The 2,502-nt window shown below is 59.5% G+C and carries 3 protein-coding genes and 2 pseudogenes; 3 read left to right on the forward strand and 2 right to left on the reverse strand.

The genetic code is table 11. From position 1 onward, the window contains the following. Positions 1 to 252, forward strand: a pseudogene (locus GCT13_RS47360) (IS256 family transposase); the annotation flags it as partial. A gap of 470 nt (positions 253 to 722) precedes the next feature. Here the strand turns inward: GCT13_RS47360 and GCT13_RS47365 are convergent. Next, on the reverse strand, positions 723 to 1,178 hold the full coding sequence (locus GCT13_RS47365; protein WP_152768402.1) for a hypothetical protein: 456 nt from the start codon (positions 1,176 to 1,178) through the stop codon (positions 723 to 725). A 399-nt stretch (positions 1,179 to 1,577) separates the two neighbouring features. Here GCT13_RS47365 and parS point away from each other — a divergent pair, with 399 nt between their 5' ends. Next, complete coding sequence (parS, locus tag GCT13_RS47370; RefSeq protein WP_152768403.1) at positions 1,578 to 2,018, forward strand: type II RES/Xre toxin-antitoxin system antitoxin; 441 nt, start codon at positions 1,578 to 1,580, stop codon at positions 2,016 to 2,018. Next, positions 2,018 to 2,200, forward strand: a pseudogene (locus tag GCT13_RS47375) (RES family NAD+ phosphorylase); the annotation flags it as partial. The gene parS and the pseudogene GCT13_RS47375, both read left to right, overlap by 1 nt. 67 nt (positions 2,201 to 2,267) lie before the next feature. Here GCT13_RS47375 and GCT13_RS47380 read toward each other — a convergent pair. Continuing rightward, a partial coding sequence (locus tag GCT13_RS47380; protein ID WP_152768404.1) for an integrase core domain-containing protein occupies positions 2,268 to 2,502 on the reverse strand: 235 nt, incomplete at its 5' end.

A 2,502-nucleotide genomic window follows, 5' to 3' on the forward strand; every position in this document is an offset into this window, starting at 1 on the left:
CAGCACCTGCGCACAACAAACGCGATCGAGTCGACGTTCGCGACGGTGCGCCACCGTACTACGCGTACGCGCAACTGCGTGTCGCGACCGACCTTCCTCGGTCTGGCATTCAAGCTAATCGAGGAAGCGGAAAAAACCTGGCGCCGGATCAACGGCCCCGAACAGATCCAGCTGTTGCTGGAGGGCATTGCCTTCCAGGACGGCGAGCCGGTGCAAGACGATCAACCGGGTCAGCAGAAACTCGCCGCTTGACGTCGCCCGCTATCAACGGCCCGTACACCAGACTTGACCTTATCTCGCGGTTCGACACTCGTATGCTGTAACGATGCCCACTAATGTGCCCGGGTGCCTTTCGACATAATGGAAGGCACAGACTTGCGCAACACCACCATTGCAATGTCCACATTGGTAATCGCAATGGTGGCCGTGCGTGAGGCATCGCGACCGCAGCGCTAGATTCAGCTGCTGAGGTCGCTGCGAATCGAATCTGCCCGTCATGCTGCGCGACGACGAGAGCGTCGAGTCGAAACCATAAATCGATCCAAGTATTGTTCACATGCGAAAACAGTCAGTTCGGATCGTTGAACTGCTTCATCGATGGGATACGTGCGCCTGCCGTGCCCAGAATGCTAGCGAACGGCCGATTCCTGCTCGCAGTGCCGACTAGAATCATCGTCCAATTTTCAGGTCCTTCCTCGCTCACCAGCTGAGCAGTGCACGAGTCAGTGCGGCTGGCCGAGGCACGCGTCGGCGACCTCGACGATCGGCTCACTGTCGGCGTGAGCTTCGGGAAAGCGATCGACACATCTGATCTGTAGCAGCGTCCACCATGCGCCGGGCGGATGGTGGCCAAGCCACATTACCGTCGCCGCGGCTTTGGTTCGGAGACCCCATCGCCGCCAGTCGGCACCCGTCGGTGAAAAATGGTCGGTGTATTCGCTCGGGTCCAAGCCGTAGTGTTTGAGGTAGGGCGGCCTGAGGCGTTCGTCGAGCGTAACCTGTGCGCCTTGGGCGATGCGCGCCTGTTCACGCCGCTCGTCCTGGCTGAAATCGTTCATCGCGTGGCTCACAACGGATAACTCGTGCAACAGCGCCGCGCCCATTGCCAGACATGTCGCGGCAATGAAGAGCGCAATGATCCAAAGGAGTCGCCGTCCGACGATAGGTGCGCGTGCCATGCCAGACCTCCTGGCCCCGCAGTGAAATGAAAAACGTGTGTGGTTCCGAAGCTCAATTTCAGCGGACGCTTTTCGTCTCCAACATTTAGACTTTAGTTGCTCAGTGCAAAGCGTCAGCCGCCGCACATCCACGGCCAAAACCAACCAGCGGACGGTACTGTCAGCGGGTTTCCGAGTGGAACCAGCGTTCAGGCTGCCGATCGATCTGGGGGCGAGCGGCACAAGCTGTCCCGCCGTGAAAGTACGCCAGCCAGTTCGCGGTGCTGCCAATGACCCGCGGGAAAATGCCAGACCGGCCCGTGTGGACGACATGCAGCCTTCAGGGTTTGACGGGATGGCCTCAGACGGTTGCCGCCATTTTGGTATAAAATACAAGCCAAATGGCAGGAGGGTCAAATCATGAGTCTTACCCGAGGTGTGTCAGCCGACTCACTGCTCGGCGGTCGCAGCGTATTCCCGCGCGCGCCCCGATCTGGCCTTGAGTGGGTGGACGTAGTCCGCCATGGGATTTCATCGCAGGCGCTCGACGCCATGCTCAGATCGATCGGACTATCGCAAGCGGAATTGGCGCAGGCACTCGACATTCCTGAGCGCACCCTGGCACGTCGCAAGCGGGAAGGGGTGCTGAGTCGTGAAGAGTCGGCAAAGCTGCTGCGGCTTGCACGCGTGGTCGCGCGCGCTGCGGAGGTTTTTGAGGATCTCGACCCGGCGCTCGCCTGGCTCAAGACTCCGATCGCCGCGCTGGAGAGTGCGACGCCCCTTAGCCTCGTGGATACCGATATTGGCGCCGACAGTGTCATGGACACACTCGGGCGCATCGAGCATGGCGTGTTTGCGTGATGCTCACAGTATGGCGGGTGGTCACCGAGCGATACGCGGATACCGCTTTCTCCGGAGAAGGTGCACGACTGTATGGTGGCCGCTGGAATCCCAAAGGCGTCGCGATGGTGTACACGGCGCAAACGCAATCGCTGGCGCTTTTGGAGATGCTGGTCCAGGATTCACCGTTGCGTGCGCACTATGTGATCAGAGGTGGCTCCGCTTGTTCGGACAGGGTCCCGAGATTTTTAAGTGGAATTGTTGAGGCAATCAAGCTGCCGATTTTATCGCTGGCAGCGTGGCGAAGTATGCTTCATCCGGCGTCTGATCGGCCAGCCTCGAATGAGGCCGATTCTGGTTATACCAGTTCAGGTAATTGCCGATTGAGCGACGCGCGTGGCCTACCGAGTCGTACGCTTTCAAATAAACCTCTTCATATTTGACGCTGCGCCACACCCGTTCGACGAACACGTTGTCGCGCCAGGCGCCTTTTCCGTCCATCGAC

It is taken from the genome of Paraburkholderia franconis, assembly GCF_009362735.1.
GTDB lineage: Bacteria > Pseudomonadota > Gammaproteobacteria > Burkholderiales > Burkholderiaceae > Paraburkholderia > Paraburkholderia franconis.